Consider the following 19,053-nt stretch of genomic DNA (forward strand, 5'->3'; position numbering starts at 1 on the left):
CCCGAATTTCTTGACGACCATAGAGCGTTGGAACCACCTGATCCCATCCCGAACTCAGCAGTGAAACGATGCATCGCCGATGGTAGTGTGGGGTTTCCCCATGTGAGAGTAGGTCATCGTCAAGATTAAATTCCGAAACCCCAATTGCGAAAGCAGTTGGGGTTTTGTTTTTGTCCGCAGGAAATGGAAATTACTGCCCCAACCGCTCCAGCGTGTGCTCCAAGGGTTCCAGCGACACACAGATAAAGCCATCAAGTGGACGATTGAGCTCCTCTACCAGCAGGATGGTTGCCCCCGTCGACAGGGCACACAGCAGCAATACGACGACAATGGTGCCGTTGCAGGGTGCAAACAGGCCGAACGAACCGAAGATAATCCCCAGCCACGTCACCAGGATCACCAGCATCACCGGTGGAATCGATTGATTGGCCTGCAGCAGGGTCAGCCAGCGGGTGGCAAACACGGTGTCCATGTCTTGCAATGCCGAGGCTTTCAGCGCGCGCTGATCATCGTTGCCGGGCGTCAGTGATTCGACCTGGCGTTGCAGGCCTTCGGAGCGACGGATCATTTCGGGGCTATCGAGTTTCGCAATCTGCTGGTGATCGCGGGAAGCGAGCACCTGGGTGACTTCGGCGTAGTTGTGCTTGAGCTCGGTACGGATGCCCTGGGTGTCGGTGCCGTAGCGGGCCAGCAAGCGGTCGAATTGAACCACTTTCGCCGCCGCGCCCTCCAGTTCGGCATTGGCCGTATCGAAGGTGCCCTTGGCTGAGGAAACCAGCAGGCCGAGGACCAGCGCCGACATCGTTGCGATTAGGCCGGTGGCCAGCTTCACCACCGCCACGGAGTCATCGCTCAGATGATGGCTCGGTAATCGCTCCCTCACGTACGAGCCCAGCAGTGCGCTGGCGGACAGGCAGGCGAATACGATGAGGGCGATCACCACGTCATTCAAATTCAACCTCCGTTGACGCTGTCTTCCGGGGAGATATCTACTGGTACTTGATCACGATGCCCTTGAGTTTGCGTCCCTCGATGGTCGTCACGTCGCGAGCCCACAGCGGCCCGCTGGCGTAGGCACCCACCGCCTGAATGTGGTCATAGACCACTACCACCGCGTCGCCACCGAGTTTGGCGGACTCTTCCCGCAGCTTCTGTTCGACTTCGGTGATTGGTGGGGCAGGGTCGATGCTGGCGTCGATCAGCACTTCACCCAGGCGCACATGTGGGCGCAGAGGCTCCGAGCGCAGCACGACTACCTGGTCCGGCGATGTCGGTGCCGGATGTTCTACGCCGACATAGGCGGTGGTCTGTGCATCGACAGTGGCGCAACCATTGAGGGTCAGCAGGCTGGTGATCAGACCACCGGCCAGTAGCAAGCATTTGAAACGGGTGGGCCAGGACAGGTCGTGGGCCGGCATAGGGGGTTCGCTCCTCTGGTTCGCTGCTATCCATGTGGCTAGTTGACGGTAGCAGACAGGCCGGGAGTTGCCAGAACGCCCAACCTTTTCAGGTTGGGCTTTTTTGTGCCTTGAAGACTGTCGATCGACCAAGACCTCTCACTGATCCTTTTCGCAGTTGACCATCCACGACACACCAAAACGGTCGACCAGCATGCCGAAGCGCGCCGCCCAGAACGTGGTCTCCAGTGGCATTTGCACAGTGCCACCGTCCGCCAGTGCATTGAAGACCCGCTCGGCTTCGGCAATGCTGTCGACGTTGAGTGAAATCGAGCAACCACTCATGCCCTGGACGGGGCGATCCGGCGTGGTGTCCGACCCCATGATTGCCTGATCGCCCACGATCAGGCGGGTATGGATGATCAGGTTGTGCAGATCCTTGGGGACATGCTCGGCGGCCGGCGTTTCGCCGAAGGTCAGCATGGCTTCGCTCTGGCCTTGCAGGCACTTCGCGTAGAACGTGAAGGCGGCTTTGCAGTTGCCGTTGAAGATAAGGTAAGGATTGATTTTCATGGTCGGCTCCAGGTGCTCGAGTACACACATCGGTTTGGACGCCGGTTTTTTCGGCGAATTCCGATTGTGTCGAGCCGACAAGCAAAGCGCTAAATCTTTGTCGGTGCTTGTGTTTCTTTAGATGTTTTTTCGATAGGCCGCGCGAGGCTTATTGCCTCCGGCACACGCCGCGGCGCAAGCACACGTTCGATGGCGCCGCTGACCATGCTCTCGATCAGCTCATCACGCTCCTGCTCGTCCAGCACATGTGGTGTCAGCCAGCAGGGAGCGCTGTTGAGCAGGGCGCCAATGGCATGCCCAGCGGCCAGCACCCCTTGCTCGCTGAAACGCGACTTCGCGCCCAGCATCCTCAGCAACGTGCGTTCGTATTGCTCGCGCAATTGCCGGACCCGAGCCTGTTGCTCTTCGTTCAGGCAGCCGCTGTCGCGCTCCACCAGGCGGAAATGCCAGGGCATCTCCCGATGCAGGTTCAGATGAGCGCGGATCAGGCTGTTGAGCTTGTCGCGCTTGCCCGGGGCCTTTTGCTGGATACGCCCCAGGGTGGCCAACAGCTCCTCGTAGAACTCCTCGATCAGGTCGAGCAGCAGATGCTGTTTGCTGGGGTAATGGTGATACAGCGAGCCTGGGGAGAGCCCCAGGCACGTCGCGAGCTCGCGCATGCCGACCTGGCCGAACCCCTTGCAGGCAAACAGCTCCAGGACCTTGTCCCGGTACTCGGCAAAGCGCGAGCAACGCTCAGGCATAGGCATGGAAGCCGCGCCCCGTTTTGCGTCCCAGGTAACCGGCGGCGACCATTTCCTTGAGCAACGGCGCCGGGCGATATTTGCTGTCGTTGAAACCGTCATAGAAGGCTTCGAGGATCGACAGCAGGGTGTCCAGGCCAATCAGGTCCGCCAGGGCCAGCGGGCCGATAGGCTGATTGCAGCCCAGGCGCATGCCGGCGTCGATGTCTTCGGCGCTGGCCAGGCCTTCCTGGAACACCAGGATCGCTTCGTTGATCATCGGCACCAGGATCCGGTTGACCACGAAACCCGGACGGTTACCCGCGGTAATCGCGGTTTTGCCGAGGGTGGTCGCCATGTCCAGCGCCAGTTGGTGGGTCGCATCAGTGGTTTGCAGGCCGCGGATGACTTCGATCAGGCCCATCACCGGCACCGGGTTGAAGAAATGCAGGCCGATGAAGCGCTCAGGCTGGCTGACACTGGCGGCGAGTTGGGTGATCGACAGCGACGAGGTATTGGAGGCAATGACGCATTCGTTGCTGACCTGCGCGGCGATCTGTTGCAGCACTCGCAGTTTCAGGTCGAGGTTTTCAGTGGCCGCTTCGATGACCAGTTGCGCGTCACGCAGGACGCTGTAATCGGTGCTGGTGCGGATGTTGTCGAGGGTCGCCTGTTTCTGCTCTGGCGTCAGTGTTTCCTTGGCGATCTGCCGGTCCAGGTTTTTACCGACCGTTGCGACGGCTTTTTGCAAAGCGCTTTCGGAAATGTCGAGCAAGGTCACGTTGAAACCGGCCATGGCACAGACTTGTGCGATGCCGTTGCCCATGGTGCCCGCACCGATTACCCCGATGTTTTGCAGATTCATCTTCCCATCCTTCGATCAAACCCTGCGATACCTTGGCCGCGACGGCGGCCGAAGGCGTACTATTGCCGCGAGTCTAGAGCCGGCAGGGCGGTTGTCCTATGCCAAAACTGTTCAACGGCACTGATGTTTTTTGCCATTCGGGTGATGAGAGAGAAACGAACCAATGCGGGAAAAGGACTCGGTTGCCGCCTATTTCGTGCAGGCAATGATCCATGGGCTGAGGGATGATCCGCAGCGCGTGACAGCCGTGCTCGAACAGGCGGGCATTGATCCGGGGGTCATGCACCAACCCACGGCGCGGGTGCCGGCCAATGCGTTTGCGGCGTTGTGGCTGATCCAGATCCGCGAACTCGACGATGAGTTTTTCGGGCTCGACTCCCATGGCATGCCGCCGGGCAGTTTCGCCCTGATTTGCCGTGCCCTGATTCAGGAACCCGATCTGCACAAGGCCATGCGTCAGTGCCTGGCCAACTTCGGCTTGTTCCTGCGCGACTTTCGCGGCTCGCTCGCGGTGCGTGGCAAGCGTGCGGTGATCAGCCTGGAAACCCGTTCGACGGACAACGATGCCAGCCGGTTTGGTGAAGAAACCTTCCTGGTGTTGATGATCAGTCTGCTGTGCTGGCTGGGCGGGCGGCGCATTCCCATTGACCGTGCGGACTTCCGCCATTCGCGCCTGTCGCTGGGTGACGACCGCCTGCTTTGGGGCCCCAACCTGACCTTTGGTGCCGAGCGCACCGAAATCGAATTTGCCAGCCACTACTTGCGCCTGCCGGTGGTTCAGGACCTGGCGTCGTTGAAAGTGTTCCTGCGTACCGCGCCGCAATGGCTGGTGATCCGCTTCCGCAACCAGCACGGCCTGGCATCCCAGGTTCACCAGCGCTTGCGCGGCAGTCATTACAGTGAATGGCCGACATTGCAGGCCTTTGCCCTGGAACAGCACCTGAGCCCCAGCACCTTCCGCCGCAAACTGGAGCGTGAAGGTTGTTCCTATCAGGAGATCAAGGACGAAGTACGCCGTGGCGTGGCCTTTGAACAACTGCGTCAGAGCGACGCGAGCATCAGCGATATCGCCGAGCAACTGGGTTTCCAGGAACCCAGCGCTTTTCATCGGGCGTTCAAGAAGTGGACCGGGGAAAGCCCCGGGCGCTATCGGGCCCGTTATCAGGGGGAATAGAGTGTAGAGATCGCGAAACCTCAGGAGTCCTGCGAGCCAGCCAGGGTCCAGGCGGTGATCGATGAGTTTGTCGAGGGGTTCGCCGGGAGCGGCGAGTAATTCCAGGTGGCACAAATCCTGTGGGAGCGAGCTCGCTCCCACATGGATCTCCCACATGGATCTGTCATGGCATTTCCGGCAGTTCCTGTGGACGCAGGTCAAACATCAATACTTCAGCATCCACACCATTGCTCAAGGTCAGCGCCTGCTCATCACGAACCCGCACACCGTCGCCTTCCTGCAACAACATTCCGTTGAGTTCGACGCTGCCCCGGGCCACGTGCACATAGGCGTAACGGTTGGCGGCGAGCTCCAGGGTGGCGCTTTCCTTGCCGTCGATCAGGCCGGCATACACCCGTGCATCCTGACGTACCTTGAGCGAACCCTTGGCGCCGTCCGGCGAGATGATCAGTTGCAGGCGTCCGCGTTTCTTCTGGGTGCTGAAATGCTCTTGCTGATAACGCGGTTTGGCGCCGCTGACGTCGGGTACGATCCAGATCTGCAGAAAGTGCACCGGTCGGGTGCCGGAGTGGTTGAACTCACTGTGGGCCACGCCGCTGCCTGCGCTCATCAGTTGCACGTCGCCGGGGCGGATCACCGAACCGGTGCCCAGGGTGTCCTTGTGTTCCAGGGCACCTTCAAGCACATAGGAGAAAATCTCCATGTCGCGGTGCGGGTGCTGGCCAAAGCCTTTGCCGGCGGCGACGCGGTCGTCGTTGATCACCAACAGGTCGGAAAAACCCTGCTCTTTCGGGTTGCGATAGTTGGCGAAGGAAAAGGTATGGAACGACTTCAACCAGCCGTGATTGGCCAGGCCACGATCCGAGGCTTTGCGAAGAGTCAGCATGATGAAATCTCCTGTGGGGACGTGAATTCGTCCGAGTGAGGAGAAGGTTAATGGTTACTGGTTGGTGCAATAAGTAGGTGGAAATTGAAATACTGTCTCTATCAGGTTGACAGTTTGCGGGTGCGAATCAGCTATTCTTTTCCGACCTTTGCGTCGTACATGGCCATAATGCACAGCAAGAATCCTGTGGGAGCGGGCTTGCTCGCGAAGGCGTCGTGTCAGGCTACATATTTGTGAATGACACGACGCCTTCGCGAGCAAGCCCGCTCCCACAAGGATTGGTGTGCCGACCCTATTGATCCCAGTGAATTCCAATCCATGAAAACCGTGGCAATGGTGCTGTTTCCCGACTTTCTCCTGCTCGACATGGCCGGGCCCATGGAGGTGTTTTCCATCGCCAATCGTTATCTGAAACCCGACGATCACTATGTGCTGTCGACCATCGGTACCGAGCCCGGCGCACTGCGGGCGTCCAACGGGGTGAGCGTGCACGCTGACCGGCACATCGACCAGGCCTGCGAAGGTTTTGACTTGCTATTGATACCCGGTGGTCCCGGTGCCTACAACGAAAGGCATCCGCCATTGCTCGACTGGCTCCGGCACAACGTCAGCCGGTCCGCCGCTTATGGCTCGATCTGCACCGGGGCGTTCGTGTTGGGCCATGCCGGTTTGCTCGACGGCTATCGCGTCACCACCCACTGGCACTACACCGAGCGGCTGATCAAGGGCTTTCCGAAGGCGACCGTCGAGACCGATCAGATCTTCGTCCAGGACCGCAACCTGATCACTTCCGGTGGCGTCACCGCCGGGATCGACCTGGCCTTGTCTGTGGTGGCCCAGGACCATGGCAAGAAAGTCGCCCAGGACGTGGCCAAGGTGTTGCTGGTGGTGATGAAACGCCAGGGTGGGCAGGCGCAGTTCAGCCCGTTGATGGCGGCGGTGGCCCCTCACGAAACGGCGATTACCCGGGTGCAGAACCATGTGCTCGAACATCTCGATGAAACCTACAGCATCGAGCGCATGGCCGGTCTGGCCAACATGAGCCCGCGGCATTTCGCCAGGGTGTTCGCCCGGGAAGTGAGCATGACGCCGATGGAGTTTCTGCAAAGCGCACGCATCGATTGCGCCAGGAACCTGCTGGAAACCACCGAGTTGCCGCTCAAGACCGTGGCCTTCAAAAGTGGCTTCGGCAGCGTGCGGCACATGCGTTTTCTGTTCAGTGAAAAGCTTGGCCTGACCCCGACCCAATACCGCGAGCAGTTCAGCTAGCGCGCGTGTCCGTCATGCGCACCGCAATGGCCGTGACGCTCCCCCCGTGGCAGTTGTACCGTCACCGAGGCCTGCCAAGATATCGCTGAACGCATTGCAAGGAAGGTGCGGAGCCTGGGATGGACTCACGTACCGAGCCAGGCTTCCAGCGGGTGACAGCGCATGAACAGCCTCAGAGATATAAACAGCGAAGCGGTGCTGCAATTCGGGCCCTACGCTTTCCACCTCAGTCAGCGACTGGTGCTGGAGGGCGATCGACCGCTGCGCCTGGGCGGCCGCGCCCTTGACGTGTTGCAGGTGCTGGTCGAGCACGCAGGTTCGGTGGTCAGCAAGGAAGAGTTGATTGCGCAGGTCTGGCCGCGCTCCGTGGTCGAAGAGATCAACCTGCGGGTGCACATCGCCGCGCTGCGCCGAGCCCTGGGCGACGGCCAGAACGGCCAGTGCTACATCGTCAACATTCCCCAGCGCGGCTACAGTTTTGTCGCCCCGGTACAGCATTCACCGCAGCCCGTAGCGTTCCCGAGCGAGACCTTGAAAAAGCCCCTGCACAACCTGCCGGCGCGGCTCACACCGATCACCGGGCGCGATGCGATTGTCGGCAGTCTGGTGCGGCAGTTGCCGGTGCGCCGATTCATGACCCTGGTCGGGCCTTGCGGGATCGGCAAGACCACCGTGGCGCTGCGTGTGGCCGAACTGTTGCTGCAGCACTATCGGCACGGCGTGTGGCTGGTGGACCTGGCGGCGATCGATGACCCGGCGCAAGTGACCGATCACCTCACACGAACCCTTGGGCTGGAGGTCGGCACCACGCTGGAGGCGCTGGCGCAGCGGCATGCCTTGTTGGTCCTGGACAATTGCGAACACCTGCTCGAACGCTGCCAGACGTTGATCGAAACGCTGCTGGCTGCGCTGCCGCGACTGTCGATCCTCGCCACCAGCCGCGAGCCGCTCAAGGCAGCGGGCGAAACCGTCTTGCGTCTGCCACCGCTGGCGGTGCCGCCGGCGTCAGCGCTGCGCAGCGTTGCCGAGGTCATGGGCTATTCGGCGGTGCAGTTGTTCGTCAGCCGTGCCCGAACTCGTCAGCAAGGGTTCACCCTGCGCGAACAAGACCTCAAGACCGTACGGGAAATCTGCCGACGTCTCGACGGCCTGCCGCTGGCGATTGAATTGGCGGCGGCGCAAATCGATGCGCTGGCGCTGGTGGGGTTGCAAGCGCAACTCGATAACTGTTTTCAGTTGCTGTCCCAGGGCCGCCGCACGGCCGTGCCTCGGCACCAGACGCTCAAGGCTGCGCTGGACTGGAGCTACGAACGGTTGACTGCCGTGGAGCAAACCGTGTTGCAGCAGCTGGCGGTGTTCAAGATGGCCTTCACCCAGGACGCCGCGATAGGTGTGATCAGCTGCGACGCGTTGCCGGTCGCCGAGCTGATCGAGGTGCTGGACAACCTCACACTCAAGTCACTGCTGTCTCAGGAGCAGGGCGGCGGTGTGACCCGCTACCGCTTCCTCAACACCACCCGCACCTACGCCCTGGAAAAACTTGAACTCAGTGGTGATTTGCGCGCCCTCGAAATTCGCTATGCCGGTTACGTCAGTCAAACGCGCCGGCCTTCAGGCGGGCAGGTGGCATTGCAACTCGTCGAGTAGCCGGCGAACGGTCATCAAGTCGGGCGTGGCGAAACCTTCGGTGTAGCGCTGGTAGATCGGGGCCAGCAATTGATGCGCCCGTAGGGGATCGCCCTGACGCTGCCACAACTGCGCCAGTGAGGTGGCGCTGCGCAATTCCCAGGCCTGCGCACCCTGAGTCCTGGCCACGTTGAGTGCCTTGAGCAGCACGGTTTCGGCCGTCGCGGTTTTGAGCGGGCAATCGGTTGCCAGCAATGTCGTGGCCCTGGCCCGCAGAATCTCTGCCGTGCTCCAGTCCGAAACGCCGCTTTGCGCACGCTCGAGCAGATCATCGTCGACACAGGTTGAATCCAGCGTGACCATGATGTCCTTGATCAAACCGGCGCTTTGTCGACTGATTGGCTGCACATCGGTGCCGCCGATCACCTGCGCGTAGTGTTGCGCCCAGTCATAGAACAGCAGGACCGAGTGTTTCTGCGTCTGTTCCAGCAGCAGGCGCATGAGTTCGCGGGCGCTGCGGGTGTCGCCGTTGTAGTGGGCGATCAGGCAGCCGGCGAGCGCCAGGGTGTAGCAGATCGACGTGCCGTGGTTGATCTGCAGCGCTATGTCCAGCGCCTGCCGGGCTGCGCGCCAGGCCTGTTCCGGTTGGCCTCGCAGCCAGAGGATGCGCGCGTGGATGGTCAGTGCCGCGACACTCTGGTCGTATTGCACGCCGAAGCCATGGGTGAAACGGTTGAGATGACCACTGTGGGCCATGCGTTGCAGCACCTGTTCGGCATGCTCCCCAGCCTGTCGCTGGTCGCCGCAGAAGTGCAGGGCGAGCACCCGCAATCGATGCATGCTCAGGGACATCAGGGCGTCGTCATGCAGCCCCAGTCGATCGAATTGCCGGCTCTGTTCCAGAGCCATCTGGTATTGGCCGCAGCTGAGATTGACCGCCAGGTGCCCGGAAATCGCCCGCAACTGACCGGCCACATCGTTGAGTCGGCTGGCCAGGGTTCTGGCGCTGACAAAAGCGCCAATGGTTTCGGTGCTGGCGCCTTGAGCGTGGTAACAGGCACTGCCCAGGGCCAGCTTGAGGGCCATCTGCAAGCGCGGGCAAGGTTCGGCAGACTGCTCGAGCAAGGCCAGCGCCTTGCGCACATAACCGCCGTGTTCCTTGAGCAGTGACAACTCCTGCCACAGGGGCGTGGACGTCGCGGCCAGGCGTATCGCCAGTGCCTGCGGCCCTTGCGCGTGCAAACCCCAATCGAGGGCCGCGCGGATGTCCTCCAGGGCCCGGCCATAGCGCTCGAGCCACAGGGCGGTCGAGGTTTTCTCCCAGTCGTCCTGCGCCTGTTGCATCAGCGCCAGGCAACGTTCGGCATGGCGCTCCCGCGTGCCGGGCAGGTCGCAGGTTTGCGCAAGTTTTTCCAGGGCATAGCTGCGGGTGGTATCGAGCAGGCGGTAGTAAACATCCTCGTCGCCCACCTCCACGTTCAACAGCGACTTGGCGACCAGTTGCGTGATCGAGCCGAACACTTCGCGGGGTTCGATGTGTTCACCGACAATCACCGCCGCTGCCGACTCCAGGGTGAAGCTGCCGCGAAACACACTGAGTCGGCGCAGGCAGGTCTTTTCGCAGACGTTGAGCAGCTCGAAGCTCCAGTCCAGCGTCGCGCGCAGGGTCTGATGGCGTGCCAGCGGCGTCTGGCAGGGCTGGGTCAACACCCGGAAGCTGCTTTGCAACTGCGCCAGCAAGCCGGGCAATCCGAAGTTGCCCACTTGCGCCGCCGCCAATTCGATGGCCAGTGGTATGCCGTCCAGTCGGTGGCAGATGTCGATCAACAGCGGCAGTTCATCGTCCGTCAGTTCAAAGCTGTCATGGCTGGCCATGGCCCGCTCGACAAACAGTTGCAAGGCGGAAAAGGTCATGGCCTGGGCGCGGTCGAGGACGGCGATGGGCGGTGGGCAGTCGAGTGATTCCAGGCGCTGGACGAATTCCCCTTCGGCCCGCAGGCTCTCGCGGCTGGTGGCGAGAATATGCACGTGCGGCGCACTGCGCAGAATGTTTTCGCAGAGCTGGGCGATGGCGTCGACCAAGTGTTCGCAGTTGTCGATGACCAACAGCATTTGCCTGTCGCGCAGACAGTCGGCAAGACCGCTCAGGGGGGCGTCGTCGTGCAGGGCCAGTTCGAGCAACGTCGCCAGGTGGCCGTCGATCATCAGCGGGCAATTGATCGGGGCCAGGTCCAGCAGGCGAATGCCGTCCCGGTAGCGACCGATCATTTGTTCGGCGACCCGCAAGGCCACGGTGGTCTTGCCGATGCCACCGGGGCCGACCAGGGTGATGAAGCGCTGGCGGGGCAGTTGCTCCATCAGGTTGTCGACCAGCGTCTGCCGACCGATCATGCGCGTGCGGCGCACCGGCAGGTTATGCCGGCTCGGCGCGCAGGCCACGGGCGCTGGCGGTTGCTCAGCCTGTTCCAGTGAATGCGGTGCGACGAAGCTGTACCCGCGCTGGGCCACGGTGACGATGTAGCGCTGGCCGGCCTGACCGTCGCCGAGCGCCTTGCGCAACGCGGCCATGTGCACCCGCAGGTTGATGTCTTCGACCACGCTGTTGGGCCAGACCCGGGCGATCAGTTGCTGCTTGCTGACCACGTTGCCGGCGTGCTCAAGCAGGATCAACAGGATGTCCATGGCACGCCGACCCAGGCGCAAAGGCTGGTCGGCCTCCATCACCAGGCGTTGTCCGGGGTAGACCCGGTAGGGGCCGAAATGCACAGCCTGTTCGGGGGAAAGGGTCAACGAGTCGCTCCTGCTGCATCCGTCTAGTACGCGGTTTTCGAGCATATTCCTCAGGTTTTTTACAGAGCGCAATGCGCCGCCCGGGTGACTGAAGGGGCAGGCATTGACTCTAGCGTATCGGCCTGCGGCTGTCGGCCCCGTGATCATTGGGCGCGACAGATGGACCTCGGTTGCCGGGGCTTTTTGCGTGCCATGGAAAATTAACAACGTTTAACTCGTCGCGCGTCCGCTCTACGCCAAAACTCTCTTCCGTAGGAGCGAGCTTGCTCGCGATGGAGTATCAGTCGACACCAATGCGGCTGACACACCATCGCGAGCAAGCCCGCTCCTACAAAGGGATTCCAATCCATCGCAAGGACAGAGCAATGAGCAACGTGGTGGTGGTCTATCACAGTGGCTACGGGCACACCCGGGTCATGGCCGAAGCCGTGGCCGCGGGCGTGGAACGGCACCTGGGCAGCACCTGCCAGTTGATCCCGGTCGAGGAGGTGGACGAGCACTGGGCGCGGCTGCACCGCGCCGATGCCATCATCTTCGGCGCGCCGACCTACATGGGCAGCGCCTCGGCGGCCTTCAAGGCGTTCATGGAGGCCACGGCGGCGTTCTACCTGACCCAGCCCTGGCGCGACAAACTCGCGGCAGGCTTCACCAATTCCGGCTGCCTGTGCGGCGACAAGCTCAACACCTTGCTGCAGATGGCGGTGTTCGCCGCGCAGCACTCGATGATCTGGGTCGGCCTCGACCTGCTGCCGGCACGCTCCAGCACTGGCGCGTTCAACGGCCAACTCAATCGCCTGGGCAGCTCCCTCGGCGCCATGGCCCAGTCGAATGTCGAGCAATCCCCCGACGATGCCCCTCCGCCCGAGGATCGCTGCACCGCCGCGCACCTGGGCGAGCGAGTGGCGCGCCTGGCCGATCGCATGAACCTGATACCGGTTTGATTCACCCCCCAACCCTCGTTAAGGAGGCATCACCCATGAGCACCTTTACTACTCGCGACGGCGTCGAGATTTACTACAAGGACTGGGGCACCGGTCAGCCGGTTGTCTTCAGTCACGGCTGGCCGCTGAACGCCGACAGCTGGGAGTCGCAGATGATCTTCCTGGCCTCCAAGGGCTACCGGGTCATCGCCCACGACCGTCGCGGTCATGGGCGCTCCAGCCAGCCGTGGTCGGGCAATGACATGGACCATTACGCCGACGACCTGGCGCAGTTGATCGAGCTGCTCGATCTGCAAAACGCCGTGCTGTTCGGCTTTTCCACCGGCGGTGGCGAGGTGGCGCGTTACATCGGTCGCCACGGCACTGGGCGCGTGGCCAAGGCCGGGCTGATTTCCGCGGTGCCGCCGCTGATGCTCAAGACCGAAGCCAACCCCGGCGGCCTGCCGCTGGAAGTGTTCGACGGCATCCGCCAGGCTTCGCTGGCCGACCGTTCGCAGCTGTACATCGACCTCGCCAGCGGCCCGTTCTTCGGCTTCAACAAACCCGACGCGAAACCGTCCCAGGGCATGATCGACTGGTTCTGGATGCAGGGCATGATGGCCGGCCACAAGAATGCCTATGACTGCATCAAGGCATTCTCGGAAACCGACTTCACCGAAGACTTGAAGAAGTTCGACGTGCCGACCCTGGTGGTGCATGGCGACGCGGATCAGGTCGTGCCGTACGAAGCGGCGGGCGTCTCCTCCGCCAGGCTGGTGAAAGGCTCGACCCTGAAGATTTACCCGGGCGCTCCTCACGGTTTGACGGACACCCATAAAGACCAGCTCAACGCTGACCTGTTGGCGTTCTTGAAAGGTTAAAAAGCCAGATCAAAAGATCGCTGGCGAAGGCTGCGATCTTTTGCTTTTAAGGCCATGCACCACCTGACAGCGCCAGGCAAACGGATTGATGCCTTCGCTGCGGGTGAAGATGTGGCAGAAGTGCGCCTGATCGCAGAAGCCGCATTCGAGGCTGATCTGCGTAAGGCTCAGGTTGGTGTACTGGATCAATTGCTTGGCCAGGGCAATGCGCTGCTGGCGAATCCAGTCCTGTGGCGAGAGGCCGGTGCTGCACTTGAACGCGCGGGAGAAGTGACTGCGCGAGAGGGCGCAAGCCTGTGCCAGTTCAGTGACTTCAAGGCTGTCACCGAGGCGTTCGAGGATCAGTTGTTTAACCCGTTTTTCGCGTTGCGGGCTGAGGCCGCCGGTGCTTTTCTTTGGCACCGGCGTGAATGGCGCGGGGGCGGCATTTTGCTGAACGTGAGCCATGGCGAATGTCCGTGTCGGTAGGCTTCATTCTTGGACCCGAAGGCTCTGGCTTGCGAGTTAATCGTTGTTAATTCCTCGCTCACCGCGGGAAGTCTTGGGTAAAGTCAGACACACTTCTCATCCTCGCGCCTGGCCGAACACACACAAGGAACCCGTGCCTATGAACCGTAACGATCTGCGTCGCGTCGACATGAACCTGCTGGTGATTTTCGAGGCCCTGATGTTCGAAAAGAACCTGACCCGCGTCGCGGAAAAACTGTTCATGGGCCAACCGGCGGTGAGCGCCGCGCTGGGGCGTTTGCGCGATCTGTTCGACGACCCGTTGCTGCTGCGCAACGGTCGCGGCATGGAGCCGACGGCGCGCGCGTTGGCGATTCTCAAGGAGTTGCAACCGGCGATGGACACCATTTCCGGCGCGGTCAGCCGGGCCAAGGAGTCCGATCCGGCGACCAGCTGCGATGTGTTTCGCATCGGACTGTCGGACGATGCCGAGTTCGGTTTGTTTCCTCCGTTGCTGCGTCAGTTGCAAGAGGAAGCGCCGGGCATTGTCGTGGTCGTGCGGCGGGCCAATTACCTGTTGATGCCGACGCTGCTGGCGTCGGGGGAAATCTCGGTAGGCGTGAGTTACACCACGGATCTGCCGGCCAATGCCAAGCGCAAGAAGCTGCGCGATATTCCCTGCAAGGTGCTGCGTGGCGACACCCGGCCGGGGGTGTTGACCCTGGATGAGTACTGCGAGCGGCCCCATGCGATGGTGTCGTTCTCGGGGGATTTGAGCGGCAATATCGATCTGGATCTGGCGAAGGTCGGGCGTTGTCGTCGTGTGGTGCTGGGGGTGCCGCAGTTCAGTGGGTTGCGGGCGTTGCTCGCCGGGACCGAGATGATTGCCACCGTGCCGGATTATGCGGCGTGTGCGTTGGTGGAGGGGTGTGGGTTGCGGGCCGAGGATCCGCCGTTCGAGATTGAGGCGGCGCAGTTGTCGATGGCCTGGAGTGGGGTGCATGACAATGATCCGGCGGAGCGGTGGTTGCGGTCGCGGATTGGTCAGTTCATGTCTTTGGCTTTGGATATTCCCTCATGACCGAGTACATATCTGTTTCTTTGGTAACGGCGGCTGGTGGTTTCGCCCTTACGGCGAGTCACTTTTTTTACAAGCGCCTAAAAAAAGCAACCCAAAAAACGCTCGCCCCGAACGTACGGCCCCTCGCTTAGGCTCGGGGTTCCTTCGCTCCGGCATTCATCCGGGGGCATTGCCTCCGGTCGGCTTCGCTCGACCTCCTCTCGATGTGTTCGGCTGCGCCGAACGGCGCTGCGCGCCTACCCCCGGATGAACGCCTCCACTCAGCCTGCCGAGGGGGCGGGTGGATCAAGATCAAGAGCTGCAGGCGAGCTAACGCTCGGCCTGATGAGTGGTGAGGAGCGTGGGTGTATGCCGCTCTGCCTTTGCTCTTCTGTGGGAGCGAGCTTGCTCGCGATGGCGGCTTACGAGCAACCATTCACTTGCAGTTGTCCCAGCCCCTTGGATTGAGCTTGGTTGGGCACTGCTCCAGTGATGGTAGCCAGACCACCGCTGGATTGCTTCCATCAATGCACCCGGCAAAAAACCGCGGCCCCCCACCCGAGGCCGCGGTTTTCCATAGGGTTCAAGCCTGCCCCATCAACCAACGTGGCTAATGGGGCGCGGGCTCAGTTGGCGATCACCGGTACCGTCCGCACGGAGCCTTGGGACGAGGTGATCGTGGCGGTCGGGTTCGCCGACGGAACGACCGTGGTGGTGTTGTTCACCGTCAACCGCCAGCGACCGTTCCCCGGTACGGTGGTGGTGCCCAGGGTGGCCAGTCCGGTCGGCGTGGTGACCTTGATGGTGATGGTGTTGCCGGTGGTCACTGATGAGGTGCCGGCAAAGTTCCAGGTGAAGCGGTTATTGGAACGGGCACTCACCGTTGCGGTGGTCACTGCGAAGGTTTCCGCAGCAGGCCGTGGCGAGACCTGCACCGTGACCGTGGCCGGCGACGTCGACTGGGCGCCGAAGCTGTCCCGGGCGATGTAGGTGAAGGTCGTGGTGAAGGCCGTGGTGACGGTGGCCGGTGGGGTATAGGTGAGCACCGTACCGTTACTGCTGACGGTGCCGCGACCTGCCGGTTGAGTGAAGCTGGCGACCGCGAGTGGCACATTGCCTTCCGGGTCGCTGTCGTTGGCCAGCACGTTGATTGGAATCGCCACACCCAGTGTCGTGGCGGCATCGGCGACTGCCACTGGAGGCCGGTTAGGCGCCACGGTAATGGTCACGGTTGCCGCTGTCGTCGAGGCCAGGCCTTTGACGTCCTGGGCCTTGTAGGTGAACGTCGTGGTCAGCGGCGCGTTGACGACAGCGGGAGGGGTGTAGACCACCGCCGTAGTGCCGCTCAATGCCACGGAGCCCTGGTCGGTGGCCGGTTGGGTCAGCGCGGTAATGCTCAGCGGCGTATTGCCGTCCGGGTCCCTGTCATTGGCCAGCAGGTTGAGGGTGATCGGCACGCCGAAGCTGGTGCCGCCGGTATCGGCGACGGAGATCGGTGCCTGGTTCGCACCGGTGTCCGGCGCCGTGCCGACGACGACAACGGGCTCGGTGTCATTGCCGCCGGCGGCGGATTTGACTGTAACGGTTGCAGGGGGTTGGGTCAGGTCAGCCACCGTCAGGTGTTGCAGGGTGCCGGTTTTCGACAGTCGTCCGTAACCCTGGGCGACCATGTCCGGCACCACCACCTCGTCTGTGGAAGTGGCCTCGATCAGCAGGCTGTGGTTGCTCCAGTTGTAACGGGCGGTCTGGATTTTCACCACGTCCGAGAGCTTGCTCGACACCGCGGTCGGGCGGGTGGTCCCGGTCGGGTTGGTGGCGGTGACCACCACGACCGGCGGCACCGTTGCGTTGGCCAGCAGATGCTGGGCGAAGAACACGCCGTTGTTATCGCCCACCATGTTGGTCTGGCAAGGCGACACAGGCGGGCCGGGGACCAGGGCGATGCTTTCGCGAAAGCATAAGGTCGAACCAATGGCGGCTTTGGCAAACACTTCGACCCGGGTGTTGTTGCCGCCCGTGCCGGCTGTGCGGCGGTAGGTGGCACGGCTCATGTCCACCGCGGTTTGCGCGCGGTTGTCGAGCACCTTGCCGGACAGGGTGAAGAGGTTGGTCTGGAGGGTCCCGGCCGGACCCTGGATACGCACGAAGTTGGTGTTGTTGGGGCTGCCGGTCACGGCTTCGGTGAGGTTCGGGTCGCCGACGAAGGTTTCGACGGCGCCGGTGTCCGGGTTCACTTCGGTGTAGGGGCCGTTGATGCTGCGCAGGAACGGACCGATCGCACCATTGACTGCACCGCTGAAAACCCCCGGCGCACCGACGCCGACGTCCCGGGTGATGTTGATCGCACGACGGCCGGGGGTGGTGACGTTGACCGTTTCCACGCCATAGGGGTGGGTAATGGTGTAGCTCCCGGCTATGGGAATGTTCACCCGCATACGAATCCGCGCGAAGCTGATCTGGTCGCCATCGAGCGGGTTGCCGCCAGCAAATGCAGCCTCGATCCCGGCGACATAAGCGTCCATGCCATAGCCGGCGGTGTTATTGGGGATGCTGGTCTCGGCAAGGAACCAGAAGGCTTCGTCTGGCCAGTTATCCGGGAACACCATCGGCTGGGTGTCGTCGAAAATGCCAGGTGTCGGCAGCAGGGTGCACATGTAGGCCGGTGGCACACTGGCAGCGACCCGCGAGCTGGCGGCGCGTGACTGGCACAGTTCCATCGACAGTTGATTGTTGTCCTGATACCAGATCGGGAATTTCCCGGTGGCAAAGGTGTAAGGGCCGGGATCGACGGCGGCGAGTTGCGCGAAGGCACTGCCGGACAGCGATAGCGTCAGTCCCAGGGCGTTGAGCGCCAGGCGTGGCCATTTGTTCATGATGCCTCCTGATGAGGATCCGGGCATGTGAGCGTTCATTGCACGATGACCACTTCTTCGGTATCGCTGCCGCCATTGGACGACGACACACGAACCTGGGCTGGCGGAATCGGCGAGATCCCGGTGGCCAGGCTTTTCACCGCGCTGTCCCCACTCAAGGCGCCGATGGCGATACCGGTGCCGGAGGTGGCGGTGAGTACCGGTGGCGATATTTCATCGCTGGTCGAGGCCACGATGGTGATTTGCCCGGTGCTCAGGCTGTACTCGGCGCGTGAGATCGTCACCAGGTCGGTCAGCGGCATGGGCAAGGTGGTCGGCGTGCTGCTGGCGATGGCCAGGTGGTTGTCGGCGGTCACCTGCAAGGTGCTCGGCAGCGTCGGATTGTTCGGCGACTGCGCATACCAGTGGCCGGTGGTGTTCGCTTCGGTGAAGTTCAGCACCGGGTTGTTGCTGCCCAGGGTCACGCTGGCCGGTGGTGGCGGGGCCAGCACGAACACGTCCTGTTGGGCCACCGGGGCGCTGGTGCCGGCCTGTCGCGAGTAGGTGCTGCGCTCGGCGATCACCGGGGTCGGCCGGACCACCGTCGACAACTTGCCCGATACGGCGAAGAGGTTGGTGCGCAAGTCCAGGCCATTGGGGCCTTCGAGGCGCACGTAGTTGGTGTTGAACGGGCTGCCGGTGACGGCTTCGGTGAGGTTCGGATCGCCGACGAATTGTTCAGCCTGGCCAGTGCTGGGGTTGGTCTCGGTGTAGGGGCCATTGACGCTGCGCAGGAACGGCCCGACGTCGCCCTTGAGTGCGCCGTCGTAGGTTTTTGGCGCACCGATGCCGATGTCCCGGGTCATGTTGATCGCCCGCCGGCCGGGAGTGTCGACGTTGAACACTTCGACGCCGTAGGGGTGGGTGATGACATAAGTGCCGGCGGTGGGCACGTCGATGCGAATACGGATACGGGCGAAGCTGATCTGGTCGCCCTCCAGCGGATCGCCGCCACTGAAGGCTGCCTCAACCGCCGAGACATAGGTCAGGTCGATGCCTCGGGCGGCATCGACGATGGTGGTTTCGCCAGTGGACCAGAACGCTTCGTCGGGGAAATTGGTCGGGAAGACCAACGGTTGAGTGTCGTCGAAAATACCGGGGTTCGGGATCAACGAGCACATGTAAGTCGGGGCGCCCGGCGTGCTGGCAACCCTGGAACTGACAGCCTTGGATAAACATAGGTCAAGGGTTCGGCCGTGGGTATCTTGATACCAGGCGGCGAAATTGCCATTGGCCGGCAGGTAGGGTCCGGGGTCTGCGGCAAACAGCGCTGCCTGGGCAATGCCTTGGGCTAGAGCGGTCACAATCAGGGCGGACGCGGTTTTGCACAGTAAAGGGTGCATGAGTATTCCCTCTATCGAAGTACCTGTCCCTTGGGCATGGGGCAGTTGGCAGGGTGTTCGGCAACTTCCATACCAATCAGCGAAAACGCCCGTGGGAAGCCCGGAGTAAGGGCGATGGCGCAGTCGCGGGCGACAGACCGGGAGGCTGGGGCGCGGGCGGCTTTCCCCAGCTTTGGGGGTGGATAGGG

16 protein-coding genes and 1 rRNA gene are annotated in these 19,053 nt (G+C 62.1%); 7 read left to right on the plus strand and 10 right to left on the minus strand.

The window, feature by feature from the left end; genetic code table 11:
* Nucleotides 1–9: 9 nt before the first annotated feature.
* Nucleotides 10–125: ribosomal RNA gene (rrf, locus tag KGB28_RS27270) — 5S ribosomal RNA — on the plus strand.
* A gap of 65 nt (nucleotides 126–190) precedes the next feature.
* Here the strand turns inward: rrf and KGB28_RS27275 are convergent.
* The 5 genes from KGB28_RS27275 to KGB28_RS27295 all read right to left on the minus strand — a co-directional run bounded on the left by KGB28_RS27275 (nucleotide 191) and on the right by KGB28_RS27295 (nucleotide 3,557).
* Nucleotides 191–943, minus strand: a complete 753-nt coding sequence (locus KGB28_RS27275; protein ID WP_223448657.1) for a hypothetical protein — start codon at nucleotides 941–943, stop codon at nucleotides 191–193.
* A 46-nt stretch (nucleotides 944–989) separates the two neighbouring features.
* Nucleotides 990–1,418, minus strand: a complete 429-nt coding sequence (locus KGB28_RS27280; protein WP_150724290.1) for a hypothetical protein — start codon at nucleotides 1,416–1,418, stop codon at nucleotides 990–992.
* 138 nt (nucleotides 1,419–1,556) lie between these two features.
* Complete coding sequence (locus KGB28_RS27285) at nucleotides 1,557–1,970, minus strand: VOC family protein (protein WP_223448644.1); 414 nt, start codon at nucleotides 1,968–1,970, stop codon at nucleotides 1,557–1,559.
* Between the two features lie 89 nt (nucleotides 1,971–2,059).
* Nucleotides 2,060–2,719 carry a TetR/AcrR family transcriptional regulator gene (locus KGB28_RS27290; RefSeq protein ID WP_223448645.1) on the minus strand — a complete coding sequence of 220 codons (660 nt, stop codon included), beginning with the start codon at nucleotides 2,717–2,719 and terminating at the stop codon, nucleotides 2,060–2,062.
* On the minus strand, nucleotides 2,706–3,557 hold the full coding sequence (locus KGB28_RS27295) for a 3-hydroxybutyryl-CoA dehydrogenase (RefSeq protein ID WP_223448646.1): 852 nt from the start codon (nucleotides 3,555–3,557) through the stop codon (nucleotides 2,706–2,708). Before KGB28_RS27295 ends, KGB28_RS27290 begins: the two co-directional genes overlap by 14 nt.
* A 163-nt stretch (nucleotides 3,558–3,720) precedes the next feature.
* Here KGB28_RS27295 and KGB28_RS27300 point away from each other — a divergent pair, with 163 nt between their 5' ends.
* Complete coding sequence (locus KGB28_RS27300) at nucleotides 3,721–4,731, plus strand: AraC family transcriptional regulator (protein ID WP_223448647.1); 1,011 nt, start codon at nucleotides 3,721–3,723, stop codon at nucleotides 4,729–4,731.
* Nucleotides 4,732–4,894: 163 nt separating this feature from the next.
* Here KGB28_RS27300 and KGB28_RS27305 read toward each other — a convergent pair whose 3' ends face one another.
* The gene (locus KGB28_RS27305; protein WP_223448648.1) at nucleotides 4,895–5,617 is read right to left on the minus strand and encodes a pirin family protein; all 723 of its coding nucleotides are present in this window, start codon (nucleotides 5,615–5,617) and stop codon (nucleotides 4,895–4,897) included.
* Between the two features lie 318 nt (nucleotides 5,618–5,935).
* On the opposite strand from KGB28_RS27305, the gene KGB28_RS27310 reads away from it, so the two are divergent.
* Both KGB28_RS27310 and KGB28_RS27315 read left to right on the plus strand, forming a co-directional pair.
* Entirely contained in the window at nucleotides 5,936–6,886 is a 951-nt protein-coding gene (locus KGB28_RS27310; protein ID WP_223448649.1) for a GlxA family transcriptional regulator, read from the plus strand.
* A gap of 162 nt (nucleotides 6,887–7,048) precedes the next feature.
* Nucleotides 7,049–8,533 carry an ATP-binding protein gene (locus tag KGB28_RS27315; protein ID WP_223448650.1) on the plus strand — a complete coding sequence of 495 codons (1,485 nt, stop codon included), beginning with the start codon at nucleotides 7,049–7,051 and terminating at the stop codon, nucleotides 8,531–8,533.
* Here KGB28_RS27315 and KGB28_RS27320 read toward each other — a convergent pair.
* On the minus strand, nucleotides 8,498–11,302 hold the full coding sequence (locus KGB28_RS27320) for an ATP-binding protein (RefSeq protein ID WP_223448651.1): 2,805 nt from the start codon (nucleotides 11,300–11,302) through the stop codon (nucleotides 8,498–8,500). The genes KGB28_RS27315 and KGB28_RS27320 overlap by 36 nt on opposite strands.
* Nucleotides 11,303–11,667: 365 nt before the next feature.
* Here KGB28_RS27320 and KGB28_RS27325 point away from each other — a divergent pair, with 365 nt between their 5' ends.
* Entirely contained in the window at nucleotides 11,668–12,243 is a 576-nt protein-coding gene (locus tag KGB28_RS27325) for a flavodoxin family protein (protein ID WP_150724281.1), read from the plus strand.
* 35 nt (nucleotides 12,244–12,278) lie between these two features.
* Nucleotides 12,279–13,103, plus strand: a complete 825-nt coding sequence (locus tag KGB28_RS27330; RefSeq protein ID WP_223448652.1) for an alpha/beta fold hydrolase — start codon at nucleotides 12,279–12,281, stop codon at nucleotides 13,101–13,103.
* A 9-nt stretch (nucleotides 13,104–13,112) separates the two neighbouring features.
* On the opposite strand, the gene KGB28_RS27335 is transcribed toward KGB28_RS27330, so the two are convergent.
* A complete protein-coding gene (locus KGB28_RS27335; RefSeq protein ID WP_223448653.1) occupies nucleotides 13,113–13,550 on the minus strand; it encodes a helix-turn-helix domain-containing protein in 438 nt (145 codons plus the stop codon).
* Between the two features lie 160 nt (nucleotides 13,551–13,710).
* Between KGB28_RS27335 and KGB28_RS27340 the strand changes: the two genes are divergently transcribed.
* The gene (locus tag KGB28_RS27340; RefSeq protein WP_223448654.1) at nucleotides 13,711–14,631 is read left to right on the plus strand and encodes a LysR family transcriptional regulator; all 921 of its coding nucleotides are present in this window, start codon (nucleotides 13,711–13,713) and stop codon (nucleotides 14,629–14,631) included.
* Nucleotides 14,632–15,236: 605 nt separating this feature from the next.
* Here the strand turns inward: KGB28_RS27340 and KGB28_RS27345 are convergent.
* Complete coding sequence (locus KGB28_RS27345; protein ID WP_223448655.1) at nucleotides 15,237–17,483, minus strand: Ig-like domain-containing protein; 2,247 nt, start codon at nucleotides 17,481–17,483, stop codon at nucleotides 15,237–15,239.
* Nucleotides 17,484–17,518: 35 nt separating this feature from the next.
* On the minus strand, nucleotides 17,519–18,865 hold the full coding sequence (locus KGB28_RS27350; protein ID WP_223448656.1) for a hypothetical protein: 1,347 nt from the start codon (nucleotides 18,863–18,865) through the stop codon (nucleotides 17,519–17,521).
* Nucleotides 18,866–19,053 lie beyond the last annotated feature (188 nt).

Source organism: Pseudomonas sp. BF-R-19 (assembly GCF_019956445.1).
Taxonomy (GTDB): Bacteria; Pseudomonadota; Gammaproteobacteria; order Pseudomonadales; family Pseudomonadaceae; genus Aquipseudomonas; species Aquipseudomonas fluorescens_BH.

Coding starts and splice junctions, on each gene's coding strand:
- KGB28_RS27285 (WP_223448644.1), bottom strand. CDS start 1,970: ATGAAAATCAATCCTTACCTTATCTTCAACGGCAACTGCAAAGCCGCC.
- KGB28_RS27330 (WP_223448652.1), top strand. CDS start 12,279: ATGAGCACCTTTACTACTCGCGACGGCGTCGAGATTTACTACAAGGAC.
- KGB28_RS27315 (WP_223448650.1), top strand. CDS start 7,049: ATGAACAGCCTCAGAGATATAAACAGCGAAGCGGTGCTGCAATTCGGG.
- KGB28_RS27335 (WP_223448653.1), bottom strand. CDS start 13,550: ATGGCTCACGTTCAGCAAAATGCCGCCCCCGCGCCATTCACGCCGGTG.
- KGB28_RS27300 (WP_223448647.1), top strand. CDS start 3,721: ATGCGGGAAAAGGACTCGGTTGCCGCCTATTTCGTGCAGGCAATGATC.
- KGB28_RS27305 (WP_223448648.1), bottom strand. CDS start 5,617: ATGCTGACTCTTCGCAAAGCCTCGGATCGTGGCCTGGCCAATCACGGC.
- KGB28_RS27290 (WP_223448645.1), bottom strand. CDS start 2,719: ATGCCTATGCCTGAGCGTTGCTCGCGCTTTGCCGAGTACCGGGACAAG.
- KGB28_RS27345 (WP_223448655.1), bottom strand. CDS start 17,483: ATGAACAAATGGCCACGCCTGGCGCTCAACGCCCTGGGACTGACGCTA.
- KGB28_RS27350 (WP_223448656.1), bottom strand. CDS start 18,865: ATGCACCCTTTACTGTGCAAAACCGCGTCCGCCCTGATTGTGACCGCT.
- KGB28_RS27340 (WP_223448654.1), top strand. CDS start 13,711: ATGAACCGTAACGATCTGCGTCGCGTCGACATGAACCTGCTGGTGATT.
- KGB28_RS27325 (WP_150724281.1), top strand. CDS start 11,668: ATGAGCAACGTGGTGGTGGTCTATCACAGTGGCTACGGGCACACCCGG.
- KGB28_RS27310 (WP_223448649.1), top strand. CDS start 5,936: ATGAAAACCGTGGCAATGGTGCTGTTTCCCGACTTTCTCCTGCTCGAC.
- KGB28_RS27295 (WP_223448646.1), bottom strand. CDS start 3,557: ATGAATCTGCAAAACATCGGGGTAATCGGTGCGGGCACCATGGGCAAC.
- KGB28_RS27280 (WP_150724290.1), bottom strand. CDS start 1,418: ATGCCGGCCCACGACCTGTCCTGGCCCACCCGTTTCAAATGCTTGCTA.